At 57.0% G+C, this 21744-nt stretch carries 20 protein-coding genes; 15 read left to right on the top strand and 5 right to left on the bottom strand.

Annotated features, from left to right (window positions below; translation table 11 throughout):
- Positions 1–87 precede the first annotated feature (87 nt).
- The 5 genes from hisD (at position 88) to JX360_RS11240 (ending at position 4969) form a co-directional block, all read left to right on the top strand.
- Positions 88–1404: a histidinol dehydrogenase gene (hisD, locus tag JX360_RS11220; protein WP_244350857.1), complete on the top strand. Its 1317-nt coding sequence runs from the start codon at positions 88–90 to the stop codon at positions 1402–1404.
- 139 nt (positions 1405–1543) lie between these two features.
- The gene (locus tag JX360_RS11225; RefSeq protein WP_244350859.1) at positions 1544–2275 is read left to right on the top strand and encodes a hypothetical protein; all 732 of its coding nucleotides are present in this window, start codon (positions 1544–1546) and stop codon (positions 2273–2275) included.
- 42 nt (positions 2276–2317) lie between these two features.
- Complete coding sequence (locus JX360_RS11230) at positions 2318–2623, top strand: hypothetical protein (RefSeq protein WP_244350861.1); 306 nt, start codon at positions 2318–2320, stop codon at positions 2621–2623.
- Between the two features lie 19 nt (positions 2624–2642).
- Positions 2643–3791, top strand: coding sequence for a tetratricopeptide repeat protein (locus tag JX360_RS11235; protein WP_244350863.1), 1149 nt, complete (start codon positions 2643–2645; stop codon positions 3789–3791).
- A 410-nt stretch (positions 3792–4201) separates the two neighbouring features.
- Positions 4202–4969 carry an RNA polymerase sigma factor SigF gene (locus tag JX360_RS11240; RefSeq protein WP_244350865.1) on the top strand — a complete coding sequence of 256 codons (768 nt, stop codon included), beginning with the start codon at positions 4202–4204 and terminating at the stop codon, positions 4967–4969.
- 22 nt (positions 4970–4991) lie between these two features.
- Here the strand turns inward: JX360_RS11240 and JX360_RS11245 are convergent, their stop codons facing one another.
- Positions 4992–5729 carry a hypothetical protein gene (locus JX360_RS11245; RefSeq protein WP_244350867.1) on the bottom strand — a complete coding sequence of 246 codons (738 nt, stop codon included), beginning with the start codon at positions 5727–5729 and terminating at the stop codon, positions 4992–4994.
- Positions 5730–5883: 154 nt separating this feature from the next.
- Here JX360_RS11245 and JX360_RS11250 point away from each other — a divergent pair, with 154 nt between their 5' ends.
- Both JX360_RS11250 and JX360_RS11255 read left to right on the top strand, forming a co-directional pair.
- Positions 5884–6372, top strand: a complete 489-nt coding sequence (locus JX360_RS11250; RefSeq protein WP_244350868.1) for an ureidoglycolate lyase — start codon at positions 5884–5886, stop codon at positions 6370–6372.
- 238 nt (positions 6373–6610) lie between these two features.
- Positions 6611–9085: a glycoside hydrolase family 10-like protein gene (locus JX360_RS11255; protein WP_244350871.1), complete on the top strand. Its 2475-nt coding sequence runs from the start codon at positions 6611–6613 to the stop codon at positions 9083–9085.
- Here the strand turns inward: JX360_RS11255 and JX360_RS11260 are convergent.
- Positions 9074–9688, bottom strand: a complete 615-nt coding sequence (locus JX360_RS11260; protein ID WP_244350876.1) for a pentapeptide repeat-containing protein — start codon at positions 9686–9688, stop codon at positions 9074–9076. The genes JX360_RS11255 and JX360_RS11260 overlap by 12 nt on opposite strands.
- Positions 9689–9824: 136 nt before the next feature.
- Here JX360_RS11260 and JX360_RS11265 point away from each other — a divergent pair, with 136 nt between their 5' ends.
- The 3 genes from JX360_RS11265 (at position 9825) to JX360_RS11275 (ending at position 12483) form a co-directional block, all read left to right on the top strand.
- Positions 9825–10847, top strand: a complete 1023-nt coding sequence (locus JX360_RS11265; RefSeq protein ID WP_244350877.1) for an ABC transporter ATP-binding protein — start codon at positions 9825–9827, stop codon at positions 10845–10847.
- Positions 10848–10931: 84 nt separating this feature from the next.
- Positions 10932–11786, top strand: coding sequence for an ABC transporter permease (locus tag JX360_RS11270; RefSeq protein WP_244350880.1), 855 nt, complete (start codon positions 10932–10934; stop codon positions 11784–11786).
- Between the two features lie 34 nt (positions 11787–11820).
- The gene (locus tag JX360_RS11275; protein WP_244350883.1) at positions 11821–12483 is read left to right on the top strand and encodes a coiled-coil domain-containing protein; all 663 of its coding nucleotides are present in this window, start codon (positions 11821–11823) and stop codon (positions 12481–12483) included.
- Positions 12484–12573: 90 nt separating this feature from the next.
- On the opposite strand, the gene JX360_RS11280 is transcribed toward JX360_RS11275, so the two are convergent.
- Positions 12574–12780 (bottom strand): hypothetical protein, encoded by a 207-nt coding sequence (locus tag JX360_RS11280; protein ID WP_244350886.1) that lies wholly within the window; start codon positions 12778–12780, stop codon positions 12574–12576.
- Between the two features lie 124 nt (positions 12781–12904).
- Here JX360_RS11280 and JX360_RS11285 point away from each other — a divergent pair, with 124 nt between their 5' ends.
- The 3 genes from JX360_RS11285 to JX360_RS11295 all read left to right on the top strand — a co-directional run bounded on the left by JX360_RS11285 (position 12905) and on the right by JX360_RS11295 (position 16927).
- Positions 12905–13549 (top strand): class I SAM-dependent methyltransferase, encoded by a 645-nt coding sequence (locus JX360_RS11285; RefSeq protein ID WP_425244393.1) that lies wholly within the window; start codon positions 12905–12907, stop codon positions 13547–13549.
- Positions 13550–13636: 87 nt separating this feature from the next.
- Entirely contained in the window at positions 13637–14662 is a 1026-nt protein-coding gene (gene thiL / locus JX360_RS11290; protein ID WP_244350894.1) for a thiamine-phosphate kinase, read from the top strand.
- A gap of 189 nt (positions 14663–14851) precedes the next feature.
- Positions 14852–16927, top strand: coding sequence for a cation:proton antiporter domain-containing protein (locus JX360_RS11295; protein WP_244350896.1), 2076 nt, complete (start codon positions 14852–14854; stop codon positions 16925–16927).
- A gap of 493 nt (positions 16928–17420) precedes the next feature.
- Here JX360_RS11295 and JX360_RS11300 read toward each other — a convergent pair whose 3' ends face one another.
- Positions 17421–17912: a hypothetical protein gene (locus tag JX360_RS11300; protein WP_244350899.1), complete on the bottom strand. Its 492-nt coding sequence runs from the start codon at positions 17910–17912 to the stop codon at positions 17421–17423.
- A gap of 250 nt (positions 17913–18162) precedes the next feature.
- On the opposite strand from JX360_RS11300, the gene JX360_RS11305 reads away from it, so the two are divergent.
- Positions 18163–18759 (top strand): ATP synthase F0 subunit B, encoded by a 597-nt coding sequence (locus tag JX360_RS11305; protein WP_244350902.1) that lies wholly within the window; start codon positions 18163–18165, stop codon positions 18757–18759.
- Between the two features lie 363 nt (positions 18760–19122).
- The gene (locus tag JX360_RS11310) at positions 19123–19506 is read left to right on the top strand and encodes a hypothetical protein (protein ID WP_244350905.1); all 384 of its coding nucleotides are present in this window, start codon (positions 19123–19125) and stop codon (positions 19504–19506) included.
- Between the two features lie 103 nt (positions 19507–19609).
- Here JX360_RS11310 and JX360_RS11315 read toward each other — a convergent pair whose 3' ends face one another.
- Complete coding sequence (locus tag JX360_RS11315) at positions 19610–21565, bottom strand: ABC1 kinase family protein (protein WP_244350907.1); 1956 nt, start codon at positions 21563–21565, stop codon at positions 19610–19612.
- Positions 21566–21744: the final 179 nt, after the last annotated feature.

Below are 21744 nucleotides of genomic sequence, written 5' to 3' on the forward strand. Positions count from 1 at the left end.
GGTGCAGTAAAGATCTGCTTTGCTACCGCGATGCCGCCGGATCCCTCGTTACCCTGTGCTTAGGGCACGCTACGCGAAGGAGTTGCCATGCTGAGAATCGTCACCCAGATGATCGAGGCTGAAGCCGAGCTGAGACGGATCTCGGAGCGCACTCAGGCCGAACAACACATTCACCGCGAGGCGACAGTGCGGGAGATCCTGCAATCGGTACGCCGTCAGGGGGATCGTGCCCTGCTGGAGTACACGGCTGAGTTTGACCAAGTGGAGTTGAGCCCCTCGGAACTCAGGGTGTCTGGGGCAGAGCTGGAAGCAGCCTACCAAGCAGTATCGCCTCAGTTGCTTACTGCCTTGCGACTGGCCAAAGAGCGCATTGAAGCTTTTCACCGCCAGCGGGTGCCTAGCAGTTGGGTGATGTTTCCCGCCCCTGAAATTATTCTCGGTAAGCAATATCGCCCGGTGGATCGAGCCGGTCTGTACATTCCTGGTGGGCGAGCGGCTTATCCCAGCACGGTGTTGATGAACGCCATCCCTGCCCAAGTGGCTGGGGTTCCTGAAATTGTTATGGTGACACCGCCGGGATCCGATGGATCCGGAGGGAAAGGGGTCAACCCTGCTATTTTGGTGGCCGCCCAAGAAGCCGGGATTCAAACCATCTATCGGGTCGGCGGAGCCCAAGCGATCGGAGCTTTGGCCTACGGAACGGAGACGATCCCGAAGGTGGATGTGATCACCGGCCCCGGTAACATTTATGTCACCCTGGCCAAGAAGCAGGTGTACGGCACGGTGGGGATCGACTCCCTAGCCGGGCCCTCTGAGGTGTTGATCATCGCTGACGAGAGCGCCAACCCGATCCATCTGGCGGCAGATTTGCTGGCCCAGGCGGAGCATGATCCCTTGGCAGCGGCGATTCTCCTCACCCCCGATCCGAAGTTGGCCCAACAGGTGCAACAGGCGGTGGCCACCCAAGTCGAGGCTCATCCCAATCGGCTGCTGGTGGAAAAGTCGGTGGCCAATTACGGGCTGATTGCCATCGTGCCGGATTTACAGACAGCCGCGGCTCTGTCCAATCTGTTTGCTCCGGAGCACCTGGAGTTGCAAGTGGCGGATCCCTGGGCTTTGTTGGAGCCGATTCGTCATGCGGGGGCGATTTTCTTCGGGCACCACACCCCGGAAGCCGTGGGGGATTATCTGGCCGGCCCGAATCACACACTGCCCACCGCCGGGGCAGCCCGTTATGCTTCCGCTTTGGGGGTCGAGACCTTTCTCAAGCATTCCAGCCTGATCCAGTACGGTCCTATGGCGCTGCGGGAGGTGGCAGGGGCGATTCAGGCCCTCACCCAGGCGGAGGGGTTACCCGCCCATGGCCAGTCGGTACAACTGCGCCTAGAGGAAGACCGCAGCTAAGAGCACCGCACAAGAGATCTCAAAGCCGTTGTCGAACCGCAGAAGGTGGGTGAAGGGGATGGTGAATCCGATCAAGCACAATGCTCTCCAATGTTGGGGAGGCATCCTTACCCTTCTGGTCATCTGGACTGGAAGGGGGATGGCCTTAGCAACTCCTCTCCTCCAAGACGGGATCCCATCCCCTTCGCTGCCTACTAAGTCCGTTGCCATTCCTTGGGATTGGGTCTATGGCTTGCGGGATCAAGCGCGGCAGCGGCAATGTACCTTGGTGGGTCTACTGCGCAGCGATCCCTTACCCGCTCCGGATGGGGATTGGCAGGTGTATACCCGTCTGGATTTGGTGGCCACGCCGGAAGTGGGGCGGTTGACGAGTGTTCTGTTTGCCGAAAATACCCGTACTGGGGCACTCCAGGTGCTGTATCAGGCGGCAGCTTCCGTCTATGCCCCTGCGGAGCCGTTGGATTTTGCCATGATCCTGCCTCTAGCCTGGCAAGATCACACCCTGCTGGCGCGGGAGTATGAGGGTTGGTTCCAGACGGATTTGAGTTGGGATCGCGCCGTGATCTGGCCCTTACCGGTCTCTTCCACAGGGATCCCGCCGGTTCAAATTTGGGATTCGCCACCCGCGCTGGGGTATGCTGAGCTGCTGGGTTGGGATCCCCAGGCGCAGGAACGGGTGTTGTTTGCGGTCGCGGATAGTCTTGGAGATCTGCCTCGTTTGGTGAGTGTTGGCTCAGATCAACAGATCCTGCTGCGGGCCACTGCGGTGACTCTTTCGCCCACTCCGTCTTCTCTAGAGGGTTGGCAGGGAGCTATGCCCGCAGACGAGGAACCCCTCTGCCACCAGGACCGCTTTGGACTGGAGTATTGAGGGGTGTTGGATGCAAGCATGAACACGGGGGATGAAATAACGATGTCTAGACCGGAAGTGCGGCGGGGCTGGCCTCTGGAGGCGTTTGTGGGGGATGTGATCGTCTGTACGCTGGAGGGATCCCATCTGGATCAGGTGACCGAGATTCGGGTGAGCCCAGCGGGCAAAGGGATCCGGGTTCGCTTTGGGGATCCCTTGGGGCAGGCGAAAGAAGCCGTGCAAGCCAGTGCCGAACAACTGACCGTCACCTTTGAGATCGATCCCAGTACCTATCCTGGAGAAAAGCGGATTGAGCTGATCTCTCCAGCCGGAGTGAGTGATCCGCTGCCTTTTTTGGTGATGTTGTAATCCGGATGAGGAGTTGACGATGCCGTTTCAGGGTGCCCCGACTGACCTGGGAGTGTTGGTGCTGGGGGTGGGTTTGTTGTTGGGGGCTGCGGCATGGGCCTGGCAGCTGCGGCGACGCAACCGAGCCGCCCAAGAGACAGAGACCGAAACGGTTTTGCCACCCCCACCGGCTGATCTCTCCCCAGCACAAACCGCCCAGCTGGATCCCTTCAACCGCGCCCTGTCCAAGCAACCGCAGGATCCCATCGCCTGGTACAACCGTGCTACCCTCCTCGACCAGATGGGTCAATACCAAGCGGCTCTGGCTAGCTACGACCGCGCTCTGGAGCTGAAGCCGGACTTTCCCCAAGCCTGGAACAACCGGGCCTCTGCCCTTGATGCTCTGGGCCGCCATCAGGAAGCGCTGGCCAGCTACGACCGTGCCCTGCAACTGCAGCCCGATTTCTTCGAAGCCTGCTTTAACCAAGCCAATACCCTTGGCCAGTTGGGTCGCTGGGAAGAAGCGTTGCGCGCCTACAACCGTGCCCTCAAGATCAGCCCGGATAGCCCAGAAGCCTGGTATCTACATGGGTTAACCCTGGCTTCTTTGGGTCGTTTCGAGGGATCCCTAACCAGCTACGACAAAGCACTCGCCATCAATCCGGTAGATGCCCAGGTGTGGCAAAGCCGTGGGTTAGCCCTGTTTCGGCTGGAACGCTACGCAGATGCTTTGGCCAGCTACGAACGGGCCCTGCAACTGGGGTTGGAATCGGCTGCCCTCTGGGCCAGCTACGGCCTCGCCCAGCACCGCCTGGGCAAGGCCATGGAAGCGCTCAACAGCTACGATCGTGCCCTAGAACGGGATCCGGAACGGGGACAAATTTGGGTTTATCGCGGCTTGGCCTTGATGGATTTGAACCTCTACGAGCTGGCCATTCACAGTTTTGCGCGAACCCTACAGTTGGATCCTGACCATGCAGAAGCCCATTACTCCCAAGCCTGTTGCTATGCCTGGGAGGGCCAAGTCCCCCAGGCGGTGCAAGCCCTAGAGCAAGCCCTGCGGTTGGATCCTGAACGATACCGCCCCATGTTAGCCTCGGAACCCTATTTCGACCTGATTCGGGAAGATCCCAGTTTTGCGGCCTTCTTGACAAGGGCGGATTCCTCGCTCTCATCAGCTACCACCTGAGATCGAAAGACCGTACTCAGGTGCCCGTCAGACGTAGAAAATACAACAATTTATTCGATCCGAGGGTAGAATCACGCTCTTTTGCGGATGAAACTTGAGTTTTTTCCGTAGAGATGCCGTTGCCCGGGCGAAGAAAGCTGGTCAAACTGAGAACGTCGGGGTTAGTAGCAAATCTCAGCCATTCTGAGTGATGTAGCTGACACTACCTCCAGCTTGCCTTACGGCCTGATTGGACGGAAATGCGTATATAAAAATACTGGGTTTTCTTTCTGTGGTTTCTCTAGTATACCTAGCCGTCAAAGTGGTTGCCCATGACGATTGCCCCTCGCCTCCCCCTTTCAGCTCTGACTCCGCTGCCTTCGCCCGATGCTCCTCTTGGCGATTCTGGATTCCCAGCCGCGTGTGACGCTATGGCATCTACTGAGGATGTTAAAACTCGCACTACTGAACTGTTGCGGCTGTACCACCAGCGTCCGGATCCCTGTTTGCGCAATCGTTTGGTGGAACTGAACCTGGGCTTGGTGCGTAAAGAAGCTCATCACTGGCGCAATCAATGCACGGAAGGGTACGACGACCTGATGCAAATTGGTTGCTTAGGGTTGATTCAGGCGATCGAACGCTTTGACATTACTCGTGGCTTGGCTTTTAGCTCCTTTGCCATGCCCTACATTCGGGGAGAAATTCAACACTACCTGCGGGACAAAAGCCCGACGATGCGGATCCCACGCCGCTGGGCTACCCTACAACGGCAAGCCAAGAAGGAGATCGCCCGGTTGCGGCAAGAGTTGGGCCGTCCTCCCTCCGAAGCCGAGGTGCGAGAAGCACTGGACTTGACGGAACAGGAATGGCAGGAGATGGAGCTAGCCCTACAAAACAGCCTTTTGCTCAGCCTGGATGCTCCCATTCAAACCGAAGAGGATAGCGTTGCTTTGGGTGAAATTGTTCCGGATCAGCGTTACCGCAGTTTTCAGTTGGCGGAAGAAGATCGCATTCGTCTCCAAAATGCCTTGGCCAAACTGGAGCAACGCACCCGCACCATTCTGGAGTTTGTCTTTTTCTACGACCTCACCCAAAAAGAGACGGCAGAGCGGCTGGGTATCAGTGCGGTCACCGTCTCGCGCCAGGTGAAAAAAGGTCTGGAACGCCTGACCAAGTTGTTAAATCAAGATATCTTTTGAGGCTGGGATCCGTCCGGGATCCCTACTCTTGGGTCTTGCGGGAAGTCCGTTCCTGCAACTTCTGCATTTCGGAGCGGACATCTAGAGCAATCTGCAGGGCAGCATCCAAGAGTCGTCCCTGTTCACTAGCCTGCTCACTCACTTGTAATGCCGTTAGGGTGGCAAGGTTGCTGGCAAACAGTTCACTTTGGCTGTCGATGAAGGCTTGGTTTTGCCGCAGAATCCGTTCTGTTTTCAGGGCCCGCACCAAATCCGCGCGGGTTAGTTTCAACCCCTCGATCACCTGAGCCCGTTGGGTTAGTTGTACCGTCCCATTGCCCGCCTCCTCCAGCTCATCGTTGATCTGAATCGCCTGGATTAGATTGTTGTACCGATCCACCTCTTCCAGCAGATTCAACAGCAGGGGCATGCGGCGGCTACGGACCATCCAGAAAGCCTGGTGCAGAGCCGCTAGAACCACAAAGATCCCCCATTCCAAGGCCAGGGATCCCCAGGTGACAGAGCGCAAACCAGGGATCAAAATTCGGCCCAAAAGGGTGAGCAGGGATCCATTCCAAACCACCAGCCGACAGAGCAGATCCAGTACCAGCAAAAGGCGCAAGGAATCCCAGAAGGCCGTAAAACTGCGCAGCCAACTCCAAGCCCCCCGAACAGAGCGAGGTCGGTACAGCCAGCCAACGGGCACCTGGGTTAGGCTCTCCACTTGGGCCGAGGAAATGCGCAGCCCTTTCAAATCCGGTCGCATCGCCCTAAGCGTCATAACAGTTGACCGTTGCGATTGACAGCCTATTCTTCTTCACTTTAACCATCAACCCTCTATTCCTTGCCCTGAGACGGAACCTCGGATCCCTTTGCCTGAGAATGCTTGATAAGATGTGGGTCGCCGTTGGTGTGCTGATTTGGAGGACAAGGGAATGGTGACCAGCCAACTGCGCCAACTGAAGGCCCATTTGGTCGATGCAGAAAACTTCGCCCCCTTCGGGCAGGTGATCTGCCCGATTCCCGACCACAAGCCCTTCGATGGCCAAGATGCCCAGTTGTCTTTGAATCAAGGCCAGCCCCGCTTCTACATCATGCGTCTGCCTCGTCGCGGTCTTAAATTTACCCAGATTACCCATCATGCCCATTGCACCCAATGTCTGGGATCCCTGAATGGCAAGGAGTGGTTCGTTGGGGTTGCGCCACCGGCGGATGAGCTGCATGTGGATCAGATCCAGGCATTTCGGGTGCCGGGGGATCGCTTCATCAAGTTGGAGATGGGCACTTGGCACGCTGGCCCCTACTTCGACCACGAAGAGTTTATCGATTTTTACAATCTAGAACTGTCTGACACCAACATCACGGATCATGAAACCGTGAACCTACTGCAGACCTACAACCTGGAGTTTCAGATCAATCCCTGATCGGTCTGTGGACACCCTGGAGTCAGCCGCTTGTCACGGCATCCTCTCGAGAGTCAGCTCTGCATCCTTTTGAACCGTCTGATTGACCTGATTAAATTGAATAACCGAGTTGAATAGCCAGTCGATAGGGCCTGGGCAGTGCAGGTTCAACCTTTGCACTCCGGTCGAGTACTCTTCAAGAAGTTTGAGGGATCCCATGCTGAGAACGGATGGATCAAGCCCAGTAGTAAGCCCAGCAGTGAACTCAACCAGGCCGTATCCCTTGGGGGCAATCCTCAAGCCCTTGGGGCTAGGTCTGGGCTTGTTATTGGCGAGTTTGTTCCTCTGGACGGGATCCCTGACCTGGCATTGGGCAGCCCACAGCCAAACCCCTGCTCTCACCGATGAACTCACCGTTGTCCGGTTGCCGGGGCAAAACTGGGCCAATATCGAGCGGCAACTGCAGCGCAGCAGCCTCACCTACCAAGTGATCGACCAGCTCAATCCGGCAGTTTTACAAGGGCGCAAGATCGTCTTTTTGCCAAATGTGAATCGCCTCACGCCTGCTCAGGCCACTGCCCTGAGCGAATGGATGCAACGGGAGGGCGGACAGGTGATTGTTAGTGGCCCTTTGGAAATTCCCGCTGAGGCTCGGGATCCCTTGCGCAACTTAATTGGGGCCTACTGGAGTGGGGATATTCCCATCGCCAGCCCGGTGCGCTTAACGGGGTTTGCTGGGGAATGGGCGCGTGGGGTGACTGCCAATGATGCCATTGCGGGGGGGGCCCTATTACCCACTGGCACCGAAAGCCGCTTGACCGCCGTTTGGGAAGGGGTAGGAGGAGATGCCTATGCCGTGATTGCCAGCCGACAAAGTGTGTACCTGGGTTGGCGCTGGGGAGAATTCCCCGACGAAACCGCTCAGTTGGATCGGCAGTGGCTGCAAGCCGCTTTACAACGTGCTCAAGGGGGATCCGCCCCCCTTGCGGAACAACCTGTGGCTCCACCCCCTCTGCCGATCAACACCTTCGAGCTGCTGGCGATGCGGCAAGAGTTAGGGGGGTTATTGGGGCGCGTGGAGGGATCCCTCTTGCTGACCCAGGCGACCCAAGGCGGGTCAGGCGCGACAGAGTACGAGCCGATTTTGGCGCGCGCCCGCGACGTTCTGCGACAACTGCCGGCCTGGGTAGAGGCGGGGCAATATACGCAAGCACGGCAGGCGTTCGAACAGGCACGAGCAGATTTGTGGGCCAACTACCCAGTGGATCGGCTGACGGCATTGCCGGAGGTACGGGCGATTTGGTTGGATCGGGGCACGATTGTCGAGTCCCGCTCGGAAACCGGGTTGGCGCAGGTGTTCGACCGGCTCGCCCAAGCCGGCATCAACACCGTCTTTTTCGAGACAATGAATGCTGGGTTTGCCATTCACCCTAGCCGCGTTGCCCCCCAACAAAACCCCTTGACTCGGGGCTGGGATCCCTTGCGAGCCGCGGTGCGCTTGGCCCATGAGCGCGGTATGGAGTTGCACGCCTGGATTTGGACCTTTGCGGTAGGCAATATCCGACACAACATCCTGCCGGAGATCAACCTACCCCAGGACTACATCGGCCCGGTGCTCACGGCTCATCCCGACTGGGCCAATATGGACGACCGGGGAAACCTCTTCCCGCGTGGGCAACCGGAAACCTGGCTGGATCCGGCCAACCCGCAGGTGCGCAGTTATCTTTTGGCTCTCACCCGCGAACTGGTGCAGGACTACCGGGTGGATGGGATCCACCTGGACTACATTCGCTATCCCTTTCAAAATGCCCCCAGCCGCAATGTGTTTGGTTTTGGCCGAGCGGCTCGACAAGGGTTTCAGCAGCTTTCCGGCGTGGATCCGCTGCAGTTGGATCCTCTCTCGGATCGCTCCCTCTGGCAGTTGTGGACGCGCTACCGCACCCAGCAAGTTAACGAGGTGGTGGAGTCCATTGCCCGTACTGCCCGCTCTCTGAATCCGCACGTGATCCTATCAGCAGCCGTCTATGCCCTGCCCCAAAACGAACGTCTACAAAAGCTGCAACAGGACTGGGAGGAGTGGATCCAAGCAGGGGAACTGGACTTGTTGATCCCCCTCACCTATGCGGGCAATACGCGGCGTTTGGCGCAACTGGTGCAACCGAACCTGGAAATCGTCAGCCGCTCCTCGGCCCTGTTTTTACCCAGCCTCAATTTGTTGAACCTGCCGGCGGTGGAATTTTTGGATCAAATGCAGGTGGTGCGGGATCTGCCCACCGGGGGGTTTGCCCTGTTTGCGGTGCGTCAGTTTACGCCTGAGCTGGAAGAAATCCTCAGCCGCTCAGCCATTGCCTCCGCTCGCATTCCCCATCGGGATCCCTTTGGGGCCATTCAGGATCGCTTCCAATCGCTCCAGCAGGAGTGGATGTTTTTGAGCGAACAGGGACAACTGCGGCTCCTAGAACCGGAACGAAGCCAATGGGTGGAGCAGATCGAGCAGGTGGAGGGATCCTTGGCGGCATTGGTGGCGGATCCCACCCTGGAAACACTGGCACAAGCCCGTCAACAGCTAGGCCGCCTCAGGGAAAATCTCGGTGCTTGGATGCGGGTGAAGTCTCTGCAAAACCCGTATCGAGTCCAGATCTGGGGTAACCGTCTGATGGCGTTGGAAATGATGTTGCGCTACGGAGAACAAATGCTGCTGAGAACTTCAGCTGCTACTTCCTTACGGGGTTAGGAGTTCTAGGCCCTGCCCGCTGCGTTCACTCCCATTTACTCTCTTGAAGACAGATGTGGACGGATCCCCAGAGTCTCCGGAGGAGGATGTGGAAATGGACAACTGCATTCCCGCCCAGTCGGGGTCAAAATCCGGCGGGAATCGGGTGCGCTGGTCAAAAAAGGCCCCCTCCAGATTCGTGAAGCGCAAATTAACGTGGCGCAAATCCGCTCCTCGCAGATCCGCCCCTTGCAACACCGTCCCCTGCAGCAGGGCTTCTTCAAGGCGGGATCCCCGCAAATTGGCCCCCCGTAGACAGGTTCTCCACAACCGGGCTCCCCGTAAATCGGCAAAGCGCAGATCCGCCCCCGCCAGCTGGGCTGTGTGCAGTTGGGTTTGGCGCAGATCCCCAAATTTCAAGTCAGCAAAACTAAGATCTCCCCCCATTAAGCTGGCCTGGGCCAATCTGGCCCGACAAAGCAAGGCTTGACGCAACCGCACATGCCAGAGACGTGCCGACCGCAGATCCCCACGGGATAGATTGATCCCATCAAAATCCCGTTGGCCTGCCGCATACCGTTCCAACAGCTCCCCGACACTGGCCACTGGTTTCATGTCGCTCATCCACCCCCACATCCCCAAGTGTAGAGCCCAGTTGGCAAATCGTGCCTCTCCACAGCAGAAATGAAGCCAGAAAGGGGGGCAATCTCGACTCCTCGTCTTCTCAACAGGCTTGATAGCCTAGAGGGAGCGAAACGGGATGACTATGTCAGATACTCCTGCGGTCTCAGTGCAACAGCTACAGAAACGCTATGGATCCACAGTGGCGGTAGCAGATGTGTCTTTCCAAGTGGAACCCGGCCAAATCTACGGCGTTCTCGGCCCCAACGGGGCAGGTAAAACCACCACCCTGCATTGCATTTGTACCCTTTTGCGTCCGGATGCGGGCCAGGTGGAGGTGTGTGGGATCCCGGTGCAGCAAAATCCCAGAGCCGTGCGGGAAAAACTGGGATTTGTGGCCCAGGAAGTGGCTTTGGATAAGGTTTTAACCGGACGGGAGCTATTGCAACTGCAAGCAGATATCTACCACATGCCACGCTCCTTAGCGCAGGAGCGGATAGCCGCCGTGTTGCAATTGTTGGGCCTGACGGATCGCGCCGACGAGCGCACCGGCACCTATTCCGGCGGGTTGCGCAAACGCTTGGATCTGGCGGCAGGGTTGTTGCATCAACCGCAGGTGCTGGTGTTGGATGAGCCGACGGTGGGCCTGGATATCCAGAGCCGGTTGGCGATCTGGGACTGCTTGCGCCAACTGAAGGAGATGGGCATCACGGTGTTGCTCAGCAGCCATTACTTAGAGGAAATCGACCTGCTGGCGGATCGGGTGGCCATTATCGACCGGGGCAGGGTGATTGCCGAAGGTACCCCAGAGGAGCTGAAAGCCCGCGTCGGCGGAGAACGCATCACCGTCAAGTTGCAGGAATTTGCCCCGGCGGAGCTAGCCCAACGGGGAGCCGAGTTGCTGGGATCCCTACCTTTTGTGCAGCAGGTGCTGATCAACAGTGCACAGGGCAATGCCCTGAACTTGGTGGTGAAAAAAGAAGCGGGGGAGGATCCCCTGGGATCCATCCGAGCCTACTTGCAGGAGCACGGATTGGAGGTGTTTAGCAGCAGCCAATCTCGTCCTAGCCTAGATGATGTGTACTTGGCAGCAACGGGGCAAACCCTCCTGGATGCGGAGCTAGCCGCTGCTGAGGCCATCGTGGGCAAAAAGAAAAAGTAGAGAAAAAGGTAAAGTTTGGGACCCTGTCTCTTTAACCATCCCATCCGACTCAACAGATCACTTCACTTGCACCGAGATTTTTCTATGACTCAAACTCTCTCTCAGCCTCAACCCAATCGGATCCCTATCTTCACCTCTGAATTTTGGCAGGAGACCTTTGCTCTAACCCGCCGCTGGTTCATTCAACTGAAGCGTCGCCCCACCACACTGTTGGTCGGCATCATCCAGCCTCTGCTGTGGCTGATTTTGTTTGGGGCCTTGTTCCAGAATGCGCCTGCAGGTATCTTTGGGGCTGGACAAAACTACACCCAGTTTTTGGGGGCAGGGGTGATCGTGTTCACGGCTTTTGGCGGGGCCTTGAATGCGGGAGTGCCGGTGATTTTCGACCGGGAATTTGGCTTTTTGAATCGGCTGTTGGTGGCTCCCCTCACCTCCCGCTTTTCGATTGTCTTGGCCTCTAGCCTGTTTATCGTCAGCCTGGCGTTGGTGCAGACGGCGGTGATTGTCGGGGCCGATTATGCCTTTGGAGCCGGGATCCCCAATGGAGCAGGGTTGGCAGTGGTGGCCTTGATCGTCGGCTTGCTGGTCTTGGGTTTTACAGCCCTGAGCTTGGGGTTGGCCTTTGCCATGCCGGGGCATCAGCAGCTGTTGGCCTTTATCTTTTTGGTGAACTTGCCTTTAATCTTCTCAAGTACCGCCTTGGCCCCCCTGAGTTTCATGCCCTCCTGGTTGCGTTGGGTGGCCAGCCTCAATCCGCTGACTTTTGCAATTGAACCGATTCGCCATCTCTACCGCAGCAGCGACTGGAGCTTTACCGATGTGGTGCTGCAAGCCCCCTGGGGGGATCTCACCCTAGCGGGATCCCTGGGTTTCTTGGCAGGGTTTGTGGTGGTGTCAGTGATCCTGGTACAGAGTGTGTTGCGCAAGGGTTTGGCTTGAGAATCCCTGAAAGCGGATGGGCAGGGGGGAGGAAATGACAACCAACGAAGATCGGCTTGACCGAGTGGAGCTCCTTTTGCTTCAGATGGCCGAACAGTCCGCCAGAAATGAACAAACCATCGACCGTCTGGCCGAGCAAACCACTCGCAACAGCCAAGCGATTGACCGCCTAATCGAACAGTCCGCCAGAAATGAACAAACCATCGACCGTCTGGCCGAGCAAACCACTCGCAACAGCCAAGCGATTGACCGCCTAATCGAACAGTCCGCCAGAAATGAACAAACCATTGACCGTCTGGCTGAACAAACCACTTGCAACAGCCAAGCGATTGACCGCCTAATCGAACAGTCCGCTGATTATGAGCAAGCGATCCAAAACTTAATTCAGCTCACCAGCGAGACCCGTTCTGATCTGGCCCATTTTGCCGAGTGGGCAGAAACCGCTACCCAATCCATGGAAGCAATGCGCGCCATGCAAAGCCGACAAGAGATTCTCTTACAAACCCTAAATGCCCTACAGGAACGCCAAGATGCCCGCATTGCCGCCCTAGAAGAGCAAAGACTGCAAGATCAACGAGAACAGGCGCAGTTCCGGCAGAGGATGGAAGAGCTGCGGCAGCGCCAAGTAGAGTCTGACCAACGCTTCGAGATCCTGCTGGAGGAAATTCGGTTCTTGATTCGGCAACATCCCCAATAGAGCATCCCCTGAGCAAGGAAAGCTCAAGATTGTCTAACTATTCCAAGCACAACAGAGATTGCAAAGAGATTGCACCTGAGATCGGGCTGTTTACAGCCACTGGCGGGAGGCCGTTTTTTCCATGTCCGCTTGGGCCTGCTGCAACATAACCAAAGGGCTATCGGGCTCGGGAGACAAGCTCAAAGAGGGGGTGAGGCTACGGGCTTGTAGGGCCATGTGGAGTTGCAGTTCCGTCACGTACTCACGCAAGCCGGAGGTGGAGGAGGTGAGAGCCACTGGAGAATAAGAAGCAGACATCACAGTTAAGAGTCCCTCGTCTTGTTTCCACAATCGCTCTGTTAAGCTATCACGCCACCCCCCTGCCATAGGGTTCCAGAATGTTAGGTTTGATTAAGCTTTGAAACAGACTTTGCAGAGGATGATGCTCCTGAACGATTGGCAGCGCTCCAAGCTGGATCCCAGCGATGACACCCTCTTTTACGACTATCCCCGCTTTGTGACCCATGTGGATGCTGGGTTCATTGGACAGCTCACGGATCTGTATCGTGTCCATTTACAACCCCAGACCCGAATTTTGGATCTGATGAGCAGTTGGGTCTCCCATCTGCCGCCAGAACTGACCTTTGCCCATGTGGAAGGACACGGCATGAACCGAGAAGAATTGGCGGCTAACCCGCGCCTGAATCACTTCTTCGTACAAAACCTCAATCAAAACCCAATCTTGCCCTTACCAGATCAATCTTTTGAGGCGGTGTTAAATACCGTTTCGGTGCAATACTTGCAGCAACCGGAGCAGGTATTTGCCGAGGTCTATCGGGTTCTAAAACCGCAGGGGATCCTTATTGTCAGCTTTTCCAATCGCATGTTCTTCCAGAAAGCAATCCAGGCGTGGCGGGATAGCTCGGAATCAGGGCGGGTTGAGTTGGTGAAGCGGTATTTTGAGTCGGTGCCAGGGTTTGAAATAGTTGAGGTCATCCAACGGGTAGCCCCCCTGAGTTGGGTCAGTTTTTTGGGGGGTGGTGGCGGGGATCCCTTTTATGCCGTGATTGGGCGGCGCTCGGCCTAGGAAGTCGGCTGAGTGGGCGTTCTCTACTGGGTTATGACCGGCTAAAGTTTCTTCATCTGCTTTGTCTGCAATCTGCAACAGGTTCCTTTGTCCCCCCTTCGCCCTCAAGACTCCCTTAACCCGACCCAGGATGCTCCTCCACCCCAGCTGATCTCTGAGATTGGTGAGGCAGGGTTACTGCAGATTGTGCAGCGCTATTGTCCAAGCCAGGTGGTAGGGGATGATGCGGCGGTCTTGGAGGCTCCCAAGGGGCAATTGGTGGTGACAACCGATGTGCTGGTGGAGGGGGTACACTTTAGCGATTTAACAACCCCCCCTTATGCAGTGGGTTGGCGCTCGGTGGCAGCCAATTTATCGGATCTGGCAGCCATGGGATCCCGGCCCCAAGCTTTGGTGATTGGGTTGGGGCTGCCTAGTTCCACGCCGATTGCCTGGGTGGAGGAGCTGTACCGGGGCATGCAAGCCTGTAGTGCCGGTTGGGGATCCCCGTTGGTGGGTGGGGATCTGTGTCGGTCTCCCCATCGGTTTGTGGCGATCACGGCTTTAGGCGAGGTGCCGCCGGGACGGGCTATTCAACGGAAATTCGCTCAGCCGGGGGATTGGCTGGTGGTGACGGGGCCGCATGGAGACGCACGGGCAGGACTGGAGCTGCTGCTGCACCCAGAACAGGGATCCTCAGCTACTGCAGCTGAGCGGGAGTGGCTGATCAAGGCTCACCAATACCCGCGCCCACGCCTGGATACTTTGCCGATCTTGGACGGGATCCCGGATCCCTTGCGCATGGGCGGTATGGATACTAGCGATGGCCTAGCCGATGCCCTAGTGCAACTGTGTCAGGCCAGTGGAGTGACGGCCACAGTCGATGAGCAACGGATCCCAATTTCAGCGGCCTTGAGGCAGGTCTTCCCAGAGCAAGCGCTAGAGTGGGCTTTGTATGGGGGAGAAGATTTTGAGTTGCTGCTCAGTCTGGAGCCGGGGGTGGCGCAACAGCTGCTGGATCGGTTGCCAGGCTCGGTTTGTATTGGGCAGGTCACAGGCTGGGATCCGGAGGGAACCGTCCGGTTGCGGGGAGGGGGGATACTCAGCCGCCAGCAGGCTTTCCAGCATTTTTGACCGCTCTTTTGCTGTGAACTAAGAGAACTGAGGTTCAGAATCTTTCTCAGGCACGTCTATCCAGTGTCTATCCAGTTAGGGATCCCTTTAGCTCAAGCCCTTTCCAAGTCCTTTCCGTGTTGGGGCTAACTTCTCTTTTTGGGGATTGCTTCCATAATCAGGAGGGGATCCCACCTATGAGCGCAGCCGATGGAGACACTAGTGCTGGTTTTACAAGAGGAGCCAATTCTCTCCTTCGCCCTGTTGCTGGGGGTAATCCTGGTGGTGCCGCTGCTGTTCGAGTGGCTGCGCTTGCCGGGGTTGGTGGGTCTTTTGGCGGCAGGGATCGCTTTGGGGCCGCAGGGGCTAAACCTGTTGACTGCAGAGCTGCCGACGGTGCAGTTGCTCTCGGATATCGGCGTGGTTTATCTGCTGTTTGTGGCCGGGTTGGAAATCGACTTGGAGCAGTTTCGCCAAACCCGCAACCGTTCCGCCACCTTCGGGTTTTTCACCTTTGCCATCCCCCTGCTCGTGGGCACCCTAATCGGGCGTTTTTTTGGCTTTGGCTGGAACTCGGCAGTCCTGCTGGGATCCCTGTTTGCCTCCCATACCCCGCTCGGCTACCCGATCGTCAGCCGTTACGGCCTGGTGAAAAATGAGGCGGTACTGGTTACCATCGGCGGCACCATCTTCACGGATATTGCATCGCTGCTGGTGTTGGCGGTTTGTGTGGGTATTCATGGTGGGGAGTTTACCATTTGGAGTCTGTTGGGTCTGCTGGGATCCCTGTTGATCTATGCGGCAGCAGTTCTGTTTGGTTTGGATTGGTTGGGCCATCGGTTTTTCCGCCGTACCGGTAGCGAAGAGGGCAACCAATTTTTGTTTGTGCTGCTGGCTTTGTTTGTGGCCGCGTTGGGGGCACAGTGGATTGGGGTCGAGAAGATCATCGGTGCTTTTTTGGCGGGTTTGGCCGTTAACGACGTGCTGCGGGAGGGGCCGGTCAAGGAAAAAATTGTGTTCGTGGGTAGTGTTCTGTTTATCCCTGTCTTCTTTGTGGATATGGGGCTGCTGATCGACTTGCCGGCTTTTGTGCAGACCCTCAGCTCCATATGGCTAATGTTGGCTATTTTGGTGGGGTTGAGCTTCAGCAAGTATTCTGCCGCCCAGCTCTGTCAGTGGTTGTATCACTATACCCCCGCCCAGAAGTTAATGATGTGGTCGCTCTCTTTGCCTCAAGTGGCAGCAACCTTGGCGGCAACGGCAGTGGGGTTTCAGGTGGGGTTGTTAAATGCCTCTGTCCTCAACAGTGTCATTGTGTTGATGTTGGTCACCGCCACCCTGGGCCCGATTTTGACCAGTCGAGCCGGGGCACAAATGGCCATGCAGGAGGAACAGGCCCAGCTCACACCACCCGTGGATCCCGCTCAGGAGAAGCCGCGTCCCCCTCAAGATTCCTACGTGGTGGTGGTGCCAGTGGCCAATCCGGAAACTGAGCAAAATCTGCTGGAGATGGCCGCCCTACTGGCCAAACACGAACAAGGCCGCATCGTGCCTCTTTCGGTGGCGACCGGTCACGTCCACATGGATGCGCCATCGCTGCAAGCCTCTCTAGAGCATGGTGAGTATTTGCTTAAGCGAGCGGTGGAGTTTTGTCAGCAGTTTGAGGTACAGGTCACCCCCCTCAGCCGGATCGACAGCCATATTGCCCAGGGAATCAGCCATGCCAGCCGTGAACAGAAGGCCAGCCTGATCGTGATGGGGTGGAGCGACACCACTGGATTGCGGGCCCGCCTATTTGGCAATGTGATCAATAGTGTGCTCTGGGCTACCCATTGCCCGGTTGCCGTTGCTCGGTTGCAGCATCCTCCCCACAAACTGCAGCGCATTCTGGTGGCCTTGGAAAATTTTCGCTCTCAGTCGGCCCGTTCGGTGCGCTTAGCCCAAATTTTGGCCACCGCCAATCAAGCGGAGATCACCTTGCTCCATGTCTGCCCCAGCGGCACTTCCGAACCCGATCGCCACTGGCTGGAAGCTCAACTGACCGCGTTGGCAGAACAGCCCAGTCCTGCCTCCGGTTCCAGATTAGAAGTGAAAGTCCTGGTCAGCGACGATATTGTCAAGACCCTCTTGAAAGAGGCGGAAGGTTTTGACTTGGTGGTGTTGCCGTCGTTTCGTCGGCGCAATCGCAGTGGGGGATTGTCCTTTAGCGATGTCACCACCGAAGTTCTGGAACGGCTCAATAGTTCCTTGGTCATGCTGGGAGAACCCCTCGAGCTCGGCCAATAGCGCCTCCAAACGGGATCCCTCGTGATGCCGACAGCGCTGGATCAGCTCCCCCGATACCCCCACCAATCGTCCCAACCACTCGTCCGGTAGCGGAGTTAACAAAGTGGGGCCGAAGCGTTGGCAGAGGTGTTGCCAAAGGAGAGCCGCCCGCCGCAGACTGGGATAGGATTCCGTCAACTTTTGCATGGCTTCGGCACTATGGGCACGGCGACGATACCCCCACTGACGCTCCAGGAAGGTGTCCGGGGCCTGGAGATACACCTGACCAATCGGCAGAACCGCGCGACAATCTCGGTCAATGGCCATGCCGACAGCCCCACCAAATTCCACCAGCTCAACCATATGGGTCTTCTCCAGCAGTAACCCATGGGATCCGATCCCTTTCACCAGCCAAACTTGGCCGCTGCGCACATGCTCCAAGAGGGTAAGGGGATCCCAGGAACCCGCCCAAGGGGGAGCTCCGCCTGGGATCCTTTCTACAGAGGGCGGAGTGCTATAGATGTTGATGGGTATGGGGGTGCTGTTTGATATTGTCGGCATCGCTCACCTCCATCACCGCATTGATGATTCGTCGGGGCTTGACACTGTAGTTCAGCTTAAAAACCCCCTGCTCTGGCGTACAGGTTTGATGCAGAGGAATGTGGCGAAACTCGGGCTTGCTGCGATAGGTCCGGGTAGCCGCTTGCGCTCGTTCCACAAAGTCTTCTCCGGCAAAGACCCCTGCTGGGATGACATCCGCTGGCAACACCGGGATCCCGTCCTGGACAATTTCCCCATAGGTGGTGGCATACAACAGATGGTAGGAGGTGCTGCGGCGCTCCTGCACCAGGCAATCCAGAGCAGCAGCAGGAATGGGCTCCGCCACCTGAACCTCCATCAGGCGGCCCTCCTCATCCCGCTGGAAGCAAGTGGCCACCCCCAACACCACATATTCCAGTCCCTGTACCGCGTTTGAGCCGAGGCTGAGTTGAGCAGTATCCGACATCCATCCAGATCTCCACGCCAGTTGGCCAGTTGCCCCGGTTCCGAGTTCCGTTGTCGAAACCTCAGGACACAGACCGTCCTCACCATAGCAACAATTCCGGCGTCGGGCATCTCCAGGCTGGGCTAGGTGAGTGACTGTTTTGGATAGGGATCCCGGACTTCCCTGGTGTTTTGCAGCCGAACCTCTTTTTGACGCGAAGGGGCGATATTCCCGTCGAAACTGCGCAGATTCAGGGAGCCGAGAACCTGATATGGTAGGCGTTATCCTGACTGCCTTGCCTTTTTGCTCCGTGCAGCCACCCCCTCTGATGCGAGAATTGCCCCCTGATGCTTCCAATTCTGCTGGTATACCGCTTGGGGATCAAACCCTGGCTCTGATGCGTGTGCAGGATGCTTTGGATCAATTGGAGGCGGCGATTCTGGATAGTCCCCGGCTGTTCTGGTCCCGCACCCTAATCGAAGAAGACAGCATTCTGGAGCAACTGGACTTCATCCGGCTGAACATGCCAACAGCTTTAGAGGAAGCGGAGGAATTGCTGCGCCAACGGGATCGCATTTTGGCTCAGGCGGATCGCTACGCCCAAGAAATTGTGGCAATGGCGCAACGGAAGGCCGAGCAGCTGCTCAACGAGTCCACCATCCTGCGGCAGGCCCAGGCACAAGCGGAGCAGTTGTTGCGGCAAGCCTATCAGCAGAGTGAGGAACTGCGTCGTCAATCGCTACAGGAGTCGGAGCGTCTGCATCAGGAGGCTCACCACTATGTCGACCAAGTCTTGCAAGACTTGGAACTGCGGTTATTGGAGTCTCTGCGGGTGATTCGCAACGGGCGGCAAAACCTTCAGCCCTAAGTTATCCCTTCAGGGACTGTCCACTTGTCCTTTTTTGAGTCAATATAGGGGTAACATCCAAGCTTGCTTACCCTGCGGATTCGTGGTAGTCAAACTGGCCGCTTGCGGGGAAGACGAAGATAAGTTCTGGATGCCTTGTCAGGAACTCGATCCGCTGCCGATTGCTGTTGCCGAAGGGCTCCCGACCTTTCGTGCTGGTGTGACGCAGTTCTGCCTTCGCTTCACCCAAGAGCGTGTGTCACTCTTCTTCTGCGATTGCCACAGAACTGTATTTCCGAGCCATCTGTGCCAGCGGGCTCATTTAATCTGCGAGTTCCGGCTTCCACCCCGTTTGGGGAGCCACCCTGTCGTTTAGGAGATTCTATGCCCATTGATTCGAGAACCCGTAAGAGCCGTGAAAGTACCAGCTCGCGCCCGCGTGACCGTCGTCGTGAATCTGTCAAAGGCAGCAAAGCGGCAGTTCCCACCACCAGCCTCTCTCTGCCGCAGTTGATCCAAGAGAATGCCGTACTCCAGTCCCGCAGCCAGTTGCTTCTGATGTACAGTGACTTCCAAACCGAAATGCCCAACGATGGCAAAACGGGCATTGGCACCTGGCTACAGTCCCGCCTCAAAGAGCACGGTATGCCCAGCCTGATGCGGTTTGGCCCTCGCTCTCGCCCTCAGGTGTTCCGCCGTGATGAATTTTCTGAGTGGATCAAACTGGCCCTTGGCCCCGTCAGCCCCACAAGCGATGCTGTTCACTAAATGTTCACTAAATAAGATCTTTACTGGAAGATCTACTGACTACTGGTGAGATCTAGATGAGATAGAGACCAGCAGGTTTGCCTAGAGGCTGTGTTGCCCTGAGTTAAGCGCTGAGGGGCAGCCTCGAGGTAGCAGTCCGTTGGGGGTTGCCAGGGATCCCATTGTGTCCATTCAGGGTATGGGTGGAGTCGCTGGGATCCGCATCTGGCAGAAGCAAATCCCGGATCAGACGCGCTGCAGAACGTTGCAACCAGCGGGAGGCCAATTGACGGCCCAGTTGCTGCGCTTCCGGTTTGGTGGCCACCTTCGCCACGACCGGGACAAGCTGCATTGGTTGGAAAGCGGGGTTTCTACTCAACAGCTCCCACAGCCGTTGCAAATGCTCCATCGTATCTGAGGTGGGCTGGGCCATGGATCCCGTCTGAGATCCTGGACTGGAGAAAATGACATCCACCAGGCGATCCCGCAGGAAAGCACCCCGTTCGGAAAAGATGAAATCCAGCGCCTTTTCCAGGGATCCCTGTAGGTCGAACTCTTCGCTGTTGCTGGCATTGCGCAGCAGGTTTTCCAGGCGGTTCCAGCGAAATTGTCCTTGGTTAAACAGCAACTCCCGTAGGGAAACGCGCAGCTCTGGGGCTGGGTCGCTGAGCAGACGCTGGGCCACATAGGGATAGGCCACACTCAACACCTTAAAGTTGGGATCTAGACCGATGGCGATCCCCTCCAGCGTCAGCAAAGAGCGGATGATCAGGGCGTAGTAGGCGGGCACCCGGAAGGGAAAGTCATACATCACCCCGGAGAGCTTATCCGTTATGCTTTTGAAGTTCATTTGGGCCACAGAGCTACCCATCGCTTCGGCAAAGACAGCCTCTAGAGCGGGAATGATTGGGGTTAGATCGGTATCTGGGCTGAGGAATTCCAAATCCACGTAGTCTTGAGCCAGGGCAGCAAAATCCCGGTTCACCAAATGCACGATGGCCTTGATCAGGCCGTAGCGCTGATGAGGTTGAATGGTGCTCATCATGCCGAAATCGATATAGGCCAGCCGCCCATCCGCCATCGCCAAGAGGTTGCCGGGGTGGGGATCGGCGTGGAAAAAGCCGTTTTCCAGCAGCTGTTTGAGGGAGCAATTCACCCCAATCTCGATCAGGTGTCGTCCATCCAAGCCAGCGGCAGTGATCTTGTCCAATTGAGTCAGCTTGGTGCCATCGATCCACTCCATTGTCAGCACCTTGGTACGGGTGTACTCCCAGTAGATTTTCGGGGCGTAGATAGAAGGATGGCGATAAAGCTGGAGAAAGCGCTCGGCATTGCGTCCCTCTTGGGTATAGTCCATCTCTTCGTACAGCCGTGTAGCAAACTCCTCCACAATGCCGACCAAATCGCTACGGATGCGGCGGAAGGTTTGCTTGGCCCAGATGGCCAGCCCGCGAATGATGTACATGTCCAGGGAGATGCGCCCGATCAAATCCGGGCGTTGTACCTTTACTGCAACTTTCTCTCCCGTGTGCAAATAGGCTTGGTAAACCTGCCCCAAGCTGGCGGCAGCAATTGGGTTGGGGGTGATCTCGCGGTAGATTTTGTCTAGAGGTTGACCAACTTCCGACTCGATTAAGTCAAAGGCAATCTTGTTGTCAAAGGGGGGCAATTCATCCTGGAGTTTGGCCAGTTCCTCCAAAAACAAAGGCGAAACCAAATCAGGACGGGTGGAGAGGGCTTGGCCAATTTTGATCGCCGTTGGCCCCAATTCCGTGAGAATTTCCCGCAGTCGGGCCGCATGTTGGGGACGATTCTTGAGTTCTACCCCTCGCCAGCGATCCCAGAACACCCAAGCCAGCAGGCCTAAAAAGGGGCTGACCAACTGAAACAAGCGTCGTAGCACCAGATCCCAGCGGCCCCGATACTGTTTGGCCAGTTGCTCCGGGTCGTAACGCAGGGCTGGCTCCGAAACTACAGGCTGGCTGCGGGATCCCGGCGGGGTGGATGAAGCCCCAGAACCTGTCGCTGCAGAGACAAAGCTGTGTTGTGTCGCAATTGATGTTGACGGTGTTGCGCCCATAAAAGCCCCAACGGATCCCGTAACACATCTTAACTTGCCACCTCAGGCAAGCGCCTCCGCAGGGTTAGGGTAGGCTCACTCCATCTGGCTGAGGGAATCATGCCAAGGGATCATCACCCGCTCCAATAGGTTCACCAGGGTTGGGAGAAATCCAATCGTTGGGATCCTACCTGGGGCCA

This window comes from Thermostichus vulcanus str. 'Rupite' (assembly GCF_022848905.1).
GTDB lineage: Bacteria > Cyanobacteriota > Cyanobacteriia > Thermostichales > Thermostichaceae > Thermostichus > Thermostichus vulcanus_A.